Source organism: Streptomyces pseudoechinosporeus (assembly GCF_054783935.1).
Genome location: NZ_BAAGPS010000030.1, coordinates 1 through 14508 on the forward strand (window position 1 = coordinate 1; position 14508 = coordinate 14508).

At 69.4% G+C, this 14508-nt stretch carries 12 protein-coding genes; 5 read left to right on the forward strand and 7 right to left on the reverse strand.

Translation table 11 applies throughout. The features are described from left to right. Nucleotides 1-148 precede the first annotated feature (148 nt). Nucleotides 149-352 carry a cold-shock protein gene (locus ACYVO6_RS29035; RefSeq protein ID WP_352374708.1) on the forward strand — a complete coding sequence of 68 codons (204 nt, stop codon included), beginning with the start codon at nt 149-151 and terminating at the stop codon, nt 350-352. Nucleotides 353-522: 170 nt separating this feature from the next. Here the strand turns inward: ACYVO6_RS29035 and ACYVO6_RS29040 are convergent, their stop codons facing one another. After that, nucleotides 523-819: a hypothetical protein gene (locus ACYVO6_RS29040; protein ID WP_352374707.1), complete on the reverse strand. Its 297-nt coding sequence runs from the start codon at nt 817-819 to the stop codon at nt 523-525. 338 nt (nt 820-1157) lie between these two features. On the opposite strand from ACYVO6_RS29040, the gene ACYVO6_RS29045 reads away from it, so the two are divergent. Both ACYVO6_RS29045 and ACYVO6_RS29050 read left to right on the forward strand, forming a co-directional pair. After that, on the forward strand, nt 1158-2030 hold the full coding sequence (locus ACYVO6_RS29045; protein ID WP_461066250.1) for a lipase: 873 nt from the start codon (nt 1158-1160) through the stop codon (nt 2028-2030). Nucleotides 2031-2066: 36 nt separating this feature from the next. Beyond that, nucleotides 2067-2978 (forward strand): GNAT family N-acetyltransferase, encoded by a 912-nt coding sequence (locus ACYVO6_RS29050; protein ID WP_461066252.1) that lies wholly within the window; start codon nt 2067-2069, stop codon nt 2976-2978. Nucleotides 2979-3020: 42 nt separating this feature from the next. Here the strand turns inward: ACYVO6_RS29050 and ACYVO6_RS29055 are convergent, their stop codons facing one another. Beyond that, a complete protein-coding gene (locus tag ACYVO6_RS29055; RefSeq protein ID WP_461066254.1) occupies nt 3021-3239 on the reverse strand; it encodes a hypothetical protein in 219 nt (72 codons plus the stop codon). A 62-nt stretch (nt 3240-3301) separates the two neighbouring features. On the opposite strand from ACYVO6_RS29055, the gene ACYVO6_RS29060 reads away from it, so the two are divergent. Beyond that, nucleotides 3302-3469 carry a hypothetical protein gene (locus ACYVO6_RS29060; protein ID WP_461066255.1) on the forward strand — a complete coding sequence of 56 codons (168 nt, stop codon included), beginning with the start codon at nt 3302-3304 and terminating at the stop codon, nt 3467-3469. A 371-nt stretch (nt 3470-3840) separates the two neighbouring features. Here ACYVO6_RS29060 and ACYVO6_RS29065 read toward each other — a convergent pair whose 3' ends face one another. Beyond that, nucleotides 3841-5190 carry an acyltransferase family protein gene (locus tag ACYVO6_RS29065; RefSeq protein WP_461066257.1) on the reverse strand — a complete coding sequence of 450 codons (1350 nt, stop codon included), beginning with the start codon at nt 5188-5190 and terminating at the stop codon, nt 3841-3843. 239 nt (nt 5191-5429) lie between these two features. Then, nucleotides 5430-6752: a hypothetical protein gene (locus tag ACYVO6_RS29070; protein ID WP_461066259.1), complete on the reverse strand. Its 1323-nt coding sequence runs from the start codon at nt 6750-6752 to the stop codon at nt 5430-5432. A 441-nt stretch (nt 6753-7193) separates the two neighbouring features. Between ACYVO6_RS29070 and ACYVO6_RS29075 the strand changes: the two genes are divergently transcribed. Beyond that, the gene (locus tag ACYVO6_RS29075; protein ID WP_461066261.1) at nt 7194-7976 is read left to right on the forward strand and encodes a class I SAM-dependent methyltransferase; all 783 of its coding nucleotides are present in this window, start codon (nt 7194-7196) and stop codon (nt 7974-7976) included. Nucleotides 7977-10234: 2258 nt separating this feature from the next. On the opposite strand, the gene ACYVO6_RS29080 is transcribed toward ACYVO6_RS29075, so the two are convergent. The 3 genes from ACYVO6_RS29080 to ACYVO6_RS29090 form a co-directional block, all read right to left on the reverse strand. Then, nucleotides 10235-12499 carry a discoidin domain-containing protein gene (locus tag ACYVO6_RS29080; protein WP_461066263.1) on the reverse strand — a complete coding sequence of 755 codons (2265 nt, stop codon included), beginning with the start codon at nt 12497-12499 and terminating at the stop codon, nt 10235-10237. Nucleotides 12500-12604: 105 nt separating this feature from the next. Beyond that, nucleotides 12605-13492, reverse strand: coding sequence for a carbohydrate ABC transporter permease (locus ACYVO6_RS29085; RefSeq protein WP_461066265.1), 888 nt, complete (start codon nt 13490-13492; stop codon nt 12605-12607). A 6-nt stretch (nt 13493-13498) separates the two neighbouring features. Next, a complete protein-coding gene (locus ACYVO6_RS29090; RefSeq protein WP_461066267.1) occupies nt 13499-14479 on the reverse strand; it encodes a carbohydrate ABC transporter permease in 981 nt (326 codons plus the stop codon). Nucleotides 14480-14508: the final 29 nt, after the last annotated feature.

The window sequence follows — 14508 nt, forward strand, 5'->3', positions numbered from 1 at the left end:
CGCCGAGGGTAGGGGGCGGATGCGGCCGGGCCGTCGAGGCAGCCCGGTCGGTGTGTCCCCCGGCCGGGGCCTCTGCGCCGTGTCCTGCGTCCCTGCGCCGAGATGATGCTGCAGCGGAGCCGGATGTCCAGGGCAAGGAATGGGACTGATGGCAACAGGCACGGTCAAGTGGTTCAACGCCGACAAGGGGTTCGGCTTCATCCAACCGGACAACGACGGCCCGGACGTGTTCGTCCACTACTCCGCCATCCAGGGCGCCGGTTTCAAGGAACTGCGGGAGGGCGACAGGGTCGAATACGAGGTCACCCAGGGGCGCAAAGGACCGCAGGCGGAGCAGGTCTACCGCAGGTAGAACCCTCCTTCATCGCCCTCTTCCACCAACTGCTGGGACACAACACTGCACCGGTCACGCCACCTGGTGATACCGGTGCTGCTGGGGCAGCGAACGACGGTGGGCCTCCGTGCGAGGAGACGCGCACCAAGACCGCGGCGGGATTGGGACCGCCTCCGCTCGCCCACGGGCTACCGCTGGGGGATGGCGAGTTCACGGCCCCGGTAGAAGCCTTCCCGCTCCTCGACGGCGTACGGGGCCATGGCCGCACGCCGCTGCGCCTCCGGCTCGGAGGCCCGCCAGGAGTCGCATGCTTCCTTGGAGTCCCAGAACGACACCCCGGTGATCTCCTGCCCGTCCTCGGACCAATACGCGAAGGCGCGGCGCAGCCCCTTCGGGTAGGGCACCGGGCGCCATGCCCTCTCGAACTCCTCCAAGGTACCCGGCCGAAGGCGGCGCATCGTCACCCAGACGAAGTGCTCCTCCATCGCAGCCTCCTCCGCAACCCCGGCTCGGCTCACCGACACCTCTTCGACCACGGTAGGTCCAAAGCACCGCCTGTGCCTTCGCGGTGATCCCGGCGCTGCCGAGGACCCTGGGCGCGGTTCCGGGGCCGTGCCGACGTGGTGGGACGAGGGAACTCCCGGAGGAGGCAAAAGCACAGAGGGACCATGCTGACCTGGCTTCCCGCATCGGGCTTGACTCAAAGACGCCGATATGCCCAATATGCCCCGATGGGCAGGGCGAGTGCGGGTTCATGCAGGGAAGGTGAACGGTTACGGGCATTCCTATCAGGCCGCAGCTGTCGGTGCCGGGGCGGTCACCGGTGCGCGGTGTCGGTGTCGAGGCAGGCAGGGCGGCGGCACGCCTGGCCCGGCTCCCCCTCGAGATGGCTGCGGAGGGCGTCGGGCAGCTGACCGGGCAGTTCGGTCGCGCCATGTCCAGGCGGTCGTCAGGCCCGGGTGAACCGCCGCTGGCCGATTCGGGGATCCCGGTGCTGTTGGTGCACGGACTGGCCGACGAGGCATCGGTCGTCTCGCCGCTGCAGCGCGGACTGCGCGGCTGCGGCGTGGGCCCCTTCATCCCGGTCGCCTTGAACGGGTTCGGCCCGGACATCCGCACGGCAGCCCGGGCTCTGGGCGACCAGGTGGAGTCGGCGTGTGCCCGCAGCGGGAGGCCCGCGGTCGTGATCGGGTACAGCCTGGGCGGACTGGTCGCCCGCTACTATGTGCAGCGGCTCGGCGGGGACGCGTACGTGCCGCTGGTACTCACGCTGGCGACGCCCCACGGCGGGACCGCAACGGCTCTGCTGGCCCCGCCCCATCCGCTGCTGCGCCAGCTCCAGCCGGGAAGCGAGCTGCTGACCGAGCTCGCCGAGCCGACCGCGGGATGCCGCACCCAGTTCGTCGCCTTCTACAGCGACCTGGACGAGGCCGTCATCCCCGCCGCCAAGGGCCGTATCGACCATCCCGACCTCAAGGCTCGCAACGTTCTCGTGCCCCGCGTCGGCCACCTGACGCTGCCCCTGCACAAGCCGGTCATCGACCAAGTGCGCGCCCTGCTGACCGCAGCCCAGCAGGCCACTTTCCCCGCATGCTCCCTGTACGGCACCTCCGCGCAGCGCGGCGGGCCCGTCATCAACGGCACAGCCGCCGCCCCTCGTGACAGTAAGGGCGAAGCGGAGGACGCTGACAGATAGCTGATAAGAAAGTCAGCACGTGTGCGGACGGACAGCATGGCCTTTTCATTCAGCCCCGAGAGCGGGTCGACGGTGCGCCCGTATCGCCCCGAGGATGAACCGGGGGCGCGAGAACTGATTGATGCCGACCGGCTGCCGGGACAGCCGCACTGCACCCCGGAGAGGCTGGCTGCCGCGCGGCGCGGCCCTGCCAGCCCAGCCCACTGGGCAGTACCGGCTCGGCCGCAGATCAGGGTCCTGGCCGATGCCGAGGACTGCCCCCACGGCATCATCGCGTACCTGTCCTGGACCGATGTGCACACCGGGGTGATCTGCTGGGTTTATGCCCACGAGGACCCACCTGCCCTGCGTGCCTTGATCGGCCACGCTCTCGGCGCCCTCGCCCACTGCCCGCAGATCGAGGCATTTGTCGGCGCTCCGCCAGGTCCGCTGGGGCCGGGCGGCCTGCCCCGCACGCACCGTGGCGCCACCCACGACGCCCTGCTGCAGAGCGGCTTCACCGGCCGCTGCCAGGGCTGCTACCTGCACTGCGCACTGCCTGCCGAGCCCTCGCCCGCCAAGCTGGTCGCCGACGTCTTCCCCTGCGACTGCCCCCCGGGCCACCGACTGATCATCCGCGAGTCCGCCGAGCCGGTCGCGGAAGCCGTGGTCAGCCCAGGGCCCGACCGCACCGCGACCGTTTACTGGATCGAGACCCTGCCCACCTGCCGCCGCCATGGCCTGGGCCGCAAGCTGCTCAGCCAGGCGCTGGTCCTGCTGGCCGAGCAAGGCGCCACCGAGGTCGCCCTCGTCGTCAACGACGCCCCGCACCCCGACAGCCAGGCCGCCCGTCGGCTCTTCGAGTCCTTCGGCTTCACCTTCGTGGATCAGCTGTGGACGTACCAGCACCGTCGTACCCCGAGCCCCCGCGGCCTGCCGCGTGAGCCCGGGGTACGACGGCAGCCCTGAACAGGGCGCGGCACCAGGGGTGGCCCCGCCGACCCGGGCGGGTCAGGCGTGGGCTGGTTCGGCGGCCGCGAGGATGGCGGAGCGTGCCTGATGGCGACGCTCGTAGTCCAGCACCCGCCGGATCAGGCCCGATTCACCGTCACCGAGCCGCTTGATGATCTCGTCCTCGTTCAGGCGGTCGTAGCCGGGCCAGGGCTCCGGCCCGAGCAGATCCGCGACCCTGCTCAGGAGCGCGGAGCGGCCCGCGTGGGCGGCGCTCATAGGCGCCGACCGTGGCCAGGTCCGTCTGGGCCAGGTGCGGGAGCCGGCCGAGGATCATCCTGGTGCTGAGCCTGCGGCAATCGGGGATCGGCAACTCGTTCTCCGTGATGAGGGCTCCCTCCGGTGCGCTCTGGAGCCGGCCTGCACCCGGCATGCGCTCGGCGGTCGGGCAGATGGCCACGACGAACGCGGTGACCGCGTACTCGTCCTCGGCGTTCTTCAGCAGCTAGTGCTCCGTTGCCGGCCCCCGGCCCCGGAACACGGCGCCCGGGACGGCCATGGCCACGCCGAAGGGCAGCCGAACAGCCTGCCCAGTGAGGCGCCAGGAATTCCCGAGAACGGTCTGCATCCGCCCACGGGGCTCGGCTCGCACCAATGACCGATGATCGCGCACATGCTGGCGCACGGCCTCGGTGAGCGGCCCGGTGTACAGAACTCGGCAGCGCGCCCCGTGCCCTTCCACTCAAACTCCGATGGCACGCGCTCAACGTTCGACGTCACGGGACAGCGGTGTGCCACTGGCGGAGTAGTACAGCGGGTGGCGGCTACCTGAGGAGCCGTGGGACGCCCGCTGCCCTGCCCTCGTGAGTGAGGCGGCGGGTCATGAGGGGGACGGCTGTCGCGGCCGGCGCGGTGGGAGGAGCCACAAGACGGCGGTGCCCAGCAGGTAGGCCAGTAGTGCCCCGCTGGGCAGGCCGAGGGGGCCGTGGTCTGCGCGGCCTGCCGTTGTGATGACGAGGAGCCCGACAAGAACCGTGGCCAGCGCGGCGTACGTCAGCACCAGGCGTACGGCCTTTCCGCCCCATCGGACGTCGCGGTGTGCCGCATCGTGGTCTGGTCGGCGGCTACGTCGTTCTGCCCGGCCGAAGATGGCCACGAGTACCGTGAGCAGGAGGAGCAGGCATGCCAGCCAGGGCAGTCGCCACAGGAACCAGTCGGCTGAGCCCACCGGCGGTTGGGGCATCAGCCCTGGGGGATAGAGCGCGACGGCGGCCAGCACGACAGCGGCCATGTGCCACAGAAACACCGTCAGGACCACGCTGTTGACGGCCACCACCATGAGCCATGGGCGGCGCCTGTCCAGCCAGCGATCGGCGCGTGGGCGCAGCAGGAGCGCGAGGCCGATCTGGGTTGCCGCGAGCGCGAGCAGGGCAAGGGTGGGCGGTGCGGTGTTCTGCACCTGTTCGCCGGGGACGGTGACCATGCTGACCGGATACCGTCCCACCGCGGTGAGCAGCACGAGCGAGAGGAGGCCGCCCGCCGTCACCGCCTGTGCCAGCCGTCGGCGGTCGGTGAGCCTGCCGTCGCGCCAGGCGAAGCCGATCTGGTAGACGGCCAGCCACACGAGCAGGTAGTTGGCGGCGGCGTAGGGCAGTCCGAGCAGGAACCTGGCTATGTCGGCTGCCGCCACCGCTGTGACCAGGATGGCCGGCAGGATCCTCCCGACCCGCTGATGCAGTGGGTACAGCACCGGGGTGAGGACCACCACGGCGACGTAAGCGGTGAGGAACCACAGCGGGAGTGAGACCAACCAGACGGCGGTGCCCACGAGTTGGGGGTCCGCGCCGAGGAGGCGGGCGAGCAGCGCGGACCCCGTCAGGGCGACGAGGAACACCGTCGTGGGGCCCAGCAGGCGGCCGCTGCGGGTGAGCAGCCAGCCGGCGACGTCACCTCCGCGCCGCCGGTGGGCCAGAAGCGATGCTCCGTTCGCGTAACCGCCCACCAGGAAGAACAGCGGCATGACTTGGAAAAGCCAGGTCAGCGGGTGGCTCCACGGCATGGCCACCAGCGCGCTGAATCCACTGAGACCCTCGATCTCGTCGTAGGTCACGGCGACGACCAGCCAGTGGCCGAGCACGACCATCGTGATCGCCACGGCTCGCAGCAGGTCGATGTACCGATCACGCTCCGGTGGCGTGTTCTCGGCCACCTTGCGGAGGTCACTCAGCACCGGACCAGCCCCCCGTTGCCGGCCCCAAGCGGGTCTCATGCGTCATGCGGCATCCGGCCCTGGCTGTCGGCCACAAGGGCCGGAACCTCGCGGGGTTCTGGGGCCTTGGACACCACCTGCCCGCCGTCGCCTTGCCGAGCACCTCCAGCACGGCGCGTGTGAAAGACCGCGTCCTTCTTCCGTTCGACCAGCAGACTGCCCGGGCCCTCGGGGTTGAGAACAGGCGCCCGGCGGCATGGTCAGGCCTGGGTGAAGGACGGGACGAAGGGTGTGCAGACGGCGTGATGGCCCAGGTGGACCTTGCGGCTGGTGTTGACGAACGTGGCGTGGCCGCCCAGGAGTTCGCTGCCGTGCCCCTCGCGGGCGTAGATCGGAGTCAGGCGGATACGTGCCCTCGGCAGCAGGCACAGCTGCCTGCTCTGCGGGTGGAGGAACTCGACGTCGAACCGATCGCTGTCGACCAGGTCACTGATCACGAAACGGGAGCCGGTGGCCTCCGGGCGACCCGGGACGTGGCCGGCGGCGGCCGCGTCCAGCGCGCGGCGCCAGCTACTGGCCGAGTGGTCGCCGAAGAAGACTCCCCGGCTTCCCCAGGTGAACTCGGAGGTGTCGGAGTCGATCACCTTCAGCACCTTCTCGCGGCCGCACGCCCTGAGCTTCTCCACAAGCGCCGGGTCGGGACGGGCCGGCAGCACCTGCGACCGTGGGACGCCCCTGCGGAGCACGGTCATGGTCCGGGCGCCGAGCCGCCCGGCGATCCGGGACTCCAGGACCGGGTCCCAGACGAGCGAGAGCAGCGCCTTGGTGCCGTAGCCGTGGAAGAGCGGGTTGATCAGCCGCTCCGCCGCCGCGAAGATCTCCCGGCGGAGCCGCTCCTCGTATTGCCGCAACTCCTTGACGTAGCAGAAGCGCCAGCCCCTGCGCCCGTCGTCGCGGAAGCAGGAGAAGAACTCCACATCCACCGGGCGGCCGAACTGTTCCCGCATGCGGCGGGCGGCGAGCTCGTTCTCCGGCCGGTATGTGGGGTACTGGTCGTCCATCCAGATCCGTTCGATTCCGCGCCGGTGAAAGGCCCGGAACAGGTCGCCGGCATTCACGCCGTACGCCCGCTCGAACGCGTGCATCTTTCCGACGTTGCCGAAGGCCTCCTCGATCTCGGTCACCCGCGGAATGCCCTGGCTCACGACGACGTCAAGCCGGAACAGCTCGATGCGACGGCCCAGCTCGCGACCGCGCAGGTCCTCGGGCACACCGATGTCCAGCGCGGCCCGGACATGCGGCTCCCCCTCCGCGTACAGGTCCTGCGCCGTGTCGCACAGCGCGAAGACGGCGGCACCGAGCTGTTCGAGCTGCCGTGTCAGATCGGGCCCGAGCGGGAAAGGGCGCGCGGCAACGAGCCAGGGAGCCCGCTCCGGGTCGGATCCGCTGTAGCGCACCTTCAGCGCGACGAGCGCCTTCTCGGCGCGCAGCGCCGCTCCGAGCCGGTCAGGATCCTGTGCGGCAGGCACGTACACGACACCGGCCAGATCGCGCCGCTGCTCCTCCCGCGCGAAGGCCTTCACACAGAGACCCTAAGTCCATCGGAGCGGCCCAGGCCACGGCACCAGAACCCGCCCCGGCTCACTCCAGGGGCGCGGAACGATCACCTGCGGCACACGGCCCGCCCGGAACGACGGGGGAGGCGCGCCGGGCGAGCCGCTGACACAGCCTCCCGCACGCAGTACAGGTATGCACGATGAACGCAGAGATCAGGCATCCGGCACGAGTTCCGCGAGTACACCGCGCAGCTGGGGAAGATCCCGTCAGCCGACGCCCCGCACCCCCGCCAGCATCACGGCCGCAGCGCGCCGTGATGCCGATCATCGTGTCTGACCGTCACGATCCACCCCGCTACGCCCGCTCCTGGCAGGCCGCGCCGCTGCCGCACGCGCCCGGCTGGGGGACCTACCGGGCCTTTCTGCCCCCATTGTCGTTGGGTGTGCAGACGAGAAGGAGGCCCCGCGATGACCGAGCCCACCGGCCCGGCGCGCACCCGCGTCAACCGCGCCAGCCTTACTCATAAGATCCGCTATGCCCTGCGGAACCCCGGCCGCGTACGGCCCCATCTGCGTCGCCTCGCCCGTGACTACAGGCTGCGGCTGACCACCCGCGACCACGTGGCCTACTACCGGGCGGTGATGAAGGCCGACACCGCCGCCAGCCCCGCGGCCGCCGTCGGCAGCGCCTCCCACGAGCGGTGGCTGGCGCTTGGCCAGATGCAGTTCGACTACCTGACCCGGCACGGACTCAGCTCCGAGGACCGGATGCTGGAGATCGGCTGCGGCAACCTGCGGGCCGGCTGGCGCTTCATCGATTACTTGGATGCCGGCCACTACTACGGCATCGACATCTCCCCCGAGATCCTCCTCGCGGCCCGGGACACCCTCGCCGAACGGGAACTCCAGGGCAAGCTCCCCCATCTGGGCCTGGTCCGCGACCTGCGACTGGCCGCCCTGCCCGACGCGTATTTCACGGTGGTGCACGCCCACAGCGTGTTCTCCCACAGCCCCCTCGAGGTCATCGACGAATGCCTGGCGCACATCGGCCGCGTCATGGCGCCGAATGCCTTCTTCGACTTCACCTACAACCGCACCGACGGCACGGAGCACCACGTCCTGCGCGAGGACTTCTACTACCGCTCCGACACTCTCATCGCTCGCGCCAAGGCCCACGGACTCACCGCCCGCGTGATGGAGGACTGGGATCAGCTTCCCCACAAGCAATCCAAGATCCGCGTCACCCTCTGACCAGCCCCGGCACCGCAAGGGCGCTCAGCGCGAGGCGGAACAAGACCTGGGCCCGCTACAGGTCCCGGTCCGTGCCCAGCCGCACCTCCAAGTACCCGCCGGCGGCGAGCACCCGCACCGCTCTGCCACCCCAAAGCCCACCGACCGCACCACCACTGCGCCGGAAGCATCCGCCGACGAGGCCACATCACCGTCCGGCCTTCCCCTTCCCTCCAAAACACCGGACGCCTCCCCACGGCTCGCCGGGCCCCCAGAGGCCGACGCGCGCCTTTCCGCAGACTGCACGGAAGAGACGGGGCCCTCCCATCCCGCGTGGCCGGCCCAATACGGCGACACGAGCTGGGGGCCCTCCGAAGCTAAAGAAGCAGGGCAAGGCCAAGAAGGCCACGAAAGCCGAGGAGAAGGCGAAGAAGGCCAAGAAGAAGGCCAAGGCCGCCAAGCCGTAACCGCCTCCACACGGCCGTATGGCCGCCTAACACGGTCACGTGTGACACATCGGAGCCACAGTCCGCTGTAGGAAGCGACCCGATCATGAGGGTCAAGGGGCCCGCCCTCTGTGGAGGGGGCAGCGGGCTCCAGCGTGCAGGGGCAGGCTGGTTCCCCCCGTGACGGGTCTGCCCCTGCTCGCCAGACGTGGGCTGGCCGTCGTGCCCGGTGCGCGTGCTGGCAGGGATTCTCGAAGCCGGGCCTTCGGCCTCGGTCTCCTGGGGGCTGGGGGTCGCAGTCTCGGTAGCCATCTCGGTGGCCGTTGCAGTGGCGGTCCTGGTGACGGTGGCTGTCGGTGCGGGCGCGGCCGTGTCGTCGCCCCCTGATCCCGCCACGCCGATCAGGACGCCGACGACCAGTCCGCCTACGGCCGCGGCGGCATGGGTGAGCAGGCCCTTCCTCGACTTACCGGAAGGCTTGGACGGCTGGTTCCCGTCCTTCCCCCAATCGGGTGGCGCGGTGGGACGTTCCCGTTCATGGTTTCAGTGCGCCTGGCGGCTCCCTCCCGCACGCCGAGCCTCTGCTCTCCACCCGGCAGCGCGACAGAAGGGCTGGCCTGCGCTTTCCTACGCGTCTGTGCGCCCTGCGTCTTCGACTCCCAAGACGTGGAGACCGTGCCGCCCAACTGCGGTGTGGCGCCCCGCGCCATTCTTTGTGGGCGGGATGACAGGGACCGCTCTTCAGAGTCGCAGCACTGCCCCGACCAAAGGCCGCCTGGCAGAGGAAGGCGGTTAGCCGGAGATCGTCGAGTTCGGCCCTGCAGACTCATCCCACGGCCTTCGTGCCATGCGGAAAACTGTCAGCAACGGCTGGTGTGGGTTCAGGCGACGCCGAGACCTCATCCACTACGACGGTAAGATCGCCGCGCTTCTGCAGCCACGGGCGCGCTACAACGGCGAACTGCGCCATGGAGCCTGGAGCCCCACCGTCCCTGCCGGAACGTGGCAAGCCGGGCGGCGCTGCAGATGCCTGACTGCGCAGCAGGCACCGAATTGGGACGTCCCTTTCCAGCCCCACACATAGCCGACTTCCCTCCCCTCCGGTGATGGTCTCGGGCGTCGACTCTCCAGCTTCCTCGACCACGCAAGCCACAGTTGCAGCGGCATGGAGGTGACGGGTACCCATGCGGCCGTCCCGCACCCCGCGTCCCCACAGCGTCCCCAATTCCTGCGCTTCCGGTCGGGCGGGCCGCCTACTGAGGTCCGCATCGACCAAGGATCCGCCGCATCCGCGCAGGTCATCGAAGCACATACCGCAGCACATGGAGCCATGGCCGAACTAACGAGCAGCGGATTCAGTCCGATGAGCCAGAGTTGACGCTCCGACACCTCACGAGGAACGTTTCCGCAGGTCAGGACACGTTTCTAGTGGGGCGGGTGGGACTCGAACCCACGGCCGACGGATTATGAGTCTATTCGGGATCTTGGCGGCCCTTGTCGATCAACGCCGATCCGTGACGTTTTCGCTGGTCAGAAGGGGTGAGCTGTGTCGGCATCCCTTCGTCTTTGTCGGTCTGTTCCTGTCCTTGTGTCCCCAATGCGTCCCCAACTCCGTCGCACAGCAAAAATGGTCCGGGGCTGCGCGGCGATCGCGCCAGCCCGGAGGGGGATCTCGAACCCGCCCGCAGCGGATTCCCCTTCCAACGCACAGAGGCCCCACACCCGCAGGCTCTGCGGCGGGGCCCGTCCGGAGATTCGTGCGGCCGGATGGGCCCGACACGGGTTGCTTCACCGTGCGGGCCCACGGCTGTTGGCAGGCGTTCTGATCGTGCTTCAGGCGGGCCGTGTGGTGAGGATCGCGGCGGCGCCAGCGGGCAGTCGGTAGCTGTACGTCGTATCGCCCCATGGGACGTCGAACGCGGCAGTGCCGCTGCCGGAGTTGTACGTCACCGACAGCCGAGTGCCGTCGGACAGTTCAGCACTCTTGCGCTGAACCCCCTTGGTCACGCTCGCGTTCGAAGTGGCCTTGCCGTCGGGGGCGAGGACGGACAGGTCGTGGATGGACCACCAACTGCCGGAGCTGGACTTGTTGACCACCCGGATGTAGCGAGCGGTGGTGGTGGGCAGCAGGATCCGGCTCACGGTACTGCCAGGGCCGGTAGCGATCGGCTTGCCCCAGGTGGTGCCGTCGTCGGAGGTGTACACCTCGTACTGGCGGGCGAAGTCGCCGGCCGAGGCGCTGGTGTCCAGGACGAGCTGGTCGAAGGTCTGGGTCGAGCCGAGGTCGACCTGGAACCAGTCGCCGGACTGCATGCCGTGTCCCAGGCTCCACCGGGTGGCCGCGTCGCCGTCGATGGCCTTGGACGGCGGGTCGTCCGAGCTGCTGGACGAGGCTGTTGCCTGCCAGTTGTCGCGGGGTAGGGCCGCCTCGCTGGTGGGCGGGGTGAGGGAGGCGCCGGTGGGCAGGGTGTAGCCGAGCCACTGGTCGCCGATGCGTACCTGGGGCTGCTGGGTGAGCAACTTGCTGTCGTAGCTGATCAGTGCCTTACTGCCGTCAGGGTTACGGAAGGGGATGTCGATGGAGCCGATGGCGGCCGGGTCGGTGGTGCCGTGCTGGTTGCCGGTCCAGGTGAAGGTCGCGGCTGCTCCCGCGGCCAGGGTGTAGGTGAAGTGGCGGTCGCCCCAGCCCACGCTGAAGATGCGTGCCGTGCTGCCGGAGTTGAAGGTGACCAGTGCGGTGGAGCCGTCGGGGTTGGTGAACGCGACGTTCTCGAGGCTGCCCTTGCCGAAGGTGTTGGAGGCGACCCGGCGGGCGCCGGGCTGGACGAACTTGCTGGCCTGGGCGAGTCCCCAGTAGTCGGCCGTGGGCGTGTACGTCCACTTGCCGTCGGCGTTCTGGGAGACGGTCACCACCGGGCGGCAGCCTTCGCATCCGTTGTTCCTGGGGCCGCCGTCGGCGTCCAGGGCGATGTTCCAGCGGACGATGCTCTGGGCCCAGTTCCGGGGGCCGTTGATGACGTTGTCCATCGCGCCGGCGAAGCCGGCCTGCGCGTCGCCCTCCCAGTTGCCGCCGGAGCACTCGGTCTGGAAGGCGGGCTTGTTGGGGTAGTCGTTGTGGACGACGCTCTGGGCCAGCACGTCACCGCCGTAGCAGTGCCAGGCCGTACCGGCGACGTTCTTGGCGGTGGCGGGGTCGGCGTACAGGGACTCGGGGTAGCTGGTGACGTCCCAGTTGTGGTCGTAGCCCAGGATGCCGGTGGACAGGCCCTGCTTCTTCAGGGTCGGGGCGAGGTAGCGGGTGATGAAGGTCTTCTGCTGGTCGGCGGGCAGGTACATACCCGGGTAGGTCGCCGGTTCGTGCAGCGGCTCGTTCTGCGGGGTGACGTAGCGGACCGGGACACCGGCCGCCGCGTACGCCTTGAGGAACTTCGCGAAGTAGTCGGCGTACGGCTGGTAGGCGTCAGCCCGCAGCCGGCCGCCGATCATCGAATCGCTGGTCTTCATCCAGCCCGGCGGGCTCCACGGGGTGGCCATGACGGCCAACTGCGGGTTGAGTCTGCGGGCCTGCTTCAGCAGGGGGATGGTGTACGAGCGGTCGTGGTCGACGGTGAAGTGCGCGAGCTCGGGGTCACTCCGGCCGGCGGGCATGTCGTCGTAGGAGTAGTTGCCGCTCACGGTGAAGTCGCTGGCGCCCATGGGCTGGCGCAGGACGTTCAGGCCGATGCCGTCGCGGCGGCTGAAGAGGTCGCGCATCAGCGCGGCGCGCTGTGTCTTGTCGAGCTTGGTGCCGACCAGCCAGGCGGAGGAGTCGGTGAACGAGGCACCGAAGCCGGTCATCGGCTGGTACTTGCGGGTGGTGTCCACGGTGATGGTCGAACCGGATGAGCCGGACGGTGCGGGGCCGGTCTTCCATGTCACGGACGGCTGCTTGGCCAGGTGAGTGTCGGTGGACAGGTCGGTGAGCCAGACCGACGCCTTGGCGGGCGCGGTGCCGGCCAACGCCGAGGTGGCTGCCGGAAGGACGGGGAGCGTGGCCAGCAGAAGGGTCGCGGCGGCTGCCAGGGCGGTCCGGCGCCATTGCCGGGTGGTGGTTCTCATGGTGCGGCTCCTTGCGTGCATGACTGCCATGCACGACGCGTGTGCATGACGGCGGTGGTACGAAGCCGGCGCGTGGGGGCCGAGGAAGGGCGCCGGAGCTGGGGCCTACTTCAGGCCGGTGGTGGCAATGCCGGCGACGAAGTGGCGCTGGAAGAGGAGGAAGACGATGGTCACCGGGAGCAGGACGACGACGGAGCCGGCGAGGAGGATGCCGAAGCGGGTGAAGTCCTGTCCGCTGCTGGCCAGGGCGAGGCCGACGGGGAGGGTGTACTGGCTCTCGTTCTGGGCCACGACCAGGGGCCACAGGAAGTTGTTCCAGGAGCCGAGGAAGGTGATGATCGCGAGGGTGGCGAGGGCCGGTCTGGTCAGCGGCAGGATGATCTTCCAGAAGATGGCCAGTTCGCTGCAGCCGTCGACGCGGGCAGCGTCGATCAGTTCGTCGGGCAGGGTGGAGATGAACTGCCGCATCAGGAACACCCCGAACGGGGTGGCCAGGAAGGGCAGGATCAGCCCGAGCAGGGAGCCGGTCAGGTTCATGTTGGCCACCAGTACGTACAGCGGTACGAAGGTGACCAGGCCGGGGACCATGAGGGTCGCGATGACCAGGGTGAAGACGGCGCGCTGTCCGCGGAACTCCAGCTTGGCCAGGGCGTATCCGAGCATCGAGCAGAAGATCAGGTTGCCCGCGGTGACGGCCAGGGCCACGATCACGGAGTTGGCGAACATGCCCGTGAAGTCCAACGTGCCGAGCAGCTCCCGGTAGTTGGCGAGCGTGGGGCTGGTGGGGATCAGGTCGGGCGGGATCTTGCGGATGTCGGCCTCGGGCTTGAACGACCCGGACAGCATCCACAGGAACGGTGTGACCATGAGCAGCAGCAGGCCGGTGAGCGGCAGGTAGAGCCAGGGCTGGCCCCACTTCTGCCGGACGTGGCGGCGTCGTAGGACGTTGTCCGTGGCCGATGACGGCGTGGGGGCGGAGGTGACGGTGGTCATGGGGCATCAGTCCTTGTCGCGCAGCACGCGGAACTGCAGCACGGTGAGAGCGATGATCAGGACGAAGACGACGTAGCCGGCCGCCGATGCCATGTCGTAGTTGCCGTTGCCGAACTGTTTGTAGGCGTACAGCGTGGTCGACAGGGTGGAGTCCAGCGGTCCGCCGTCGGTCATGACGAACGGCTCGTCGAAGAACTGCAGATAGCCGATGCCGGTGGTGACGGAGGTGAGCAGCAGGGCGGGGCGCAGGAGCGGGAAGGTGACCCGCCAAAACCGCTGCCAGGCGCCGGCCCCGTCGAGTTCGGCCGCCTCCATCAGGGACTGGGGCACGGACTGCAGGCCCGCGAGCATGATGATCATGACGGTGCCGAGGTTGCGCCACACAGCCATCAGGATCATGACGGGCAGGGCGAAGCGAGTGTCGGCCAGCCAGGCCGGGCCGTCGATCCCGAACCAGGCGAGGACGGTGTTCACCAGGCCCACCCGTGGTTCGAGGAGGGTCTTCCAGACCACGGCGACGGCCACGATGCTGGTGATCACCGGCAGGTAGAAGCCGACCCGGAAGACGGCGCGGAAGCGGCGGATGCCGCGGTCGAGGGCGACCGCCGCGGCGAGCCCGGCGGCCAGGGTCAGGGGCAGAGCTGCCAGCACGAACACGGCTGTGTTGCGCAGAGCGGTGAAGAACTGCGGGTCCTGGAAGAGGCGTACGTAGTTGTCGAAGCCGGTGAACGAGACGTTCAGCGGGGTGCGCAGGTCGGCGCTCTTGGTGTCGGTCAGGCTCATCAGCGTCGACCAGACGACCGGCAGCAGCATGAAGGAGAGGAACAGGGCGAGGAACGGGGCGGCGAGGGTCCAGGCGGCGCGGGTCTGGCGACCCCGCGCGGTGCGCCGCGGCGAGGAGAGGCGACGTACCGCTGGCTGTTCGTCGGCGGCGTCGCGCTCCTTGGTGCCCTGCCCGGGGATGGTGCTCGTGGGCATGGTGGTCATCCGTCCGTACGAGGGATGCGGGCGGCGGC